Source organism: Paenibacillus paludis (assembly GCF_042610515.1).
Classification (GTDB): domain Bacteria; phylum Bacillota; class Bacilli; order Paenibacillales; family Paenibacillaceae; genus Paenibacillus_AQ.
Map to the genome: position 1 here is coordinate 1 of NZ_JBGJZP010000060.1, position 565 is coordinate 565.

Sequence of the window (565 nt, forward strand, 5' to 3'; positions counted from 1 at the left end):
ATGGCTTCCAGCATGCTCCGTCCAGACACCCCCAGCACATTGGACGCCACCGATGAGAGCTTGATATTCCCACCCTCCAGCACCTTCTGCAGACGGTTCACTTCCCGGCTCCGTTCTTCAATTATACTTCGCCGGTAGCGAATGATTTCCCGAAGCTCACGTTGCTCCCGACCCGGAATATAGCTCCCCTGCACCAGTCCATGCCGGAGCAACTTTGCAATCCACTCCGCATCCTTCACATCCGTTTTCCGCCCGGGTACTGCTTTGATATGCTGCGCGTTCACCACGACCGGCTTGACGTCTTCCAGTTCAAGCAGGTTATCAATCGGTTTCCAGTAATCCCCGGTGCTCTCCATCGCGACATGGCTGCACCGCTCGCTTTTGATCCAATCCACCAGATCGACCAGCCGACGAGTCAGTGTTTCAAAACTTCGAATCTCCTTTCCTTTCGGCGTAATGATACATGCTGTGATGCTTTTCTTGTGTACATCCAGTCCACAGCAACGTTCAATGAGTACTTCCATCTTTGCTTCTCCTACCTGCTGGCCGTGATTAAGGCTGGTGC

1 protein-coding gene is annotated in these 565 nt (G+C 53.5%); it reads right to left on the reverse strand.

Annotated elements, in window-relative coordinates:
• On the reverse strand, positions 1-524 hold a 524-nt coding region (locus ACAN56_RS35425), incomplete at its 3' end, for an IS110 family RNA-guided transposase (RefSeq protein WP_379148799.1).
• Between the last annotated feature and the right edge of the window lie 41 nt (positions 525-565).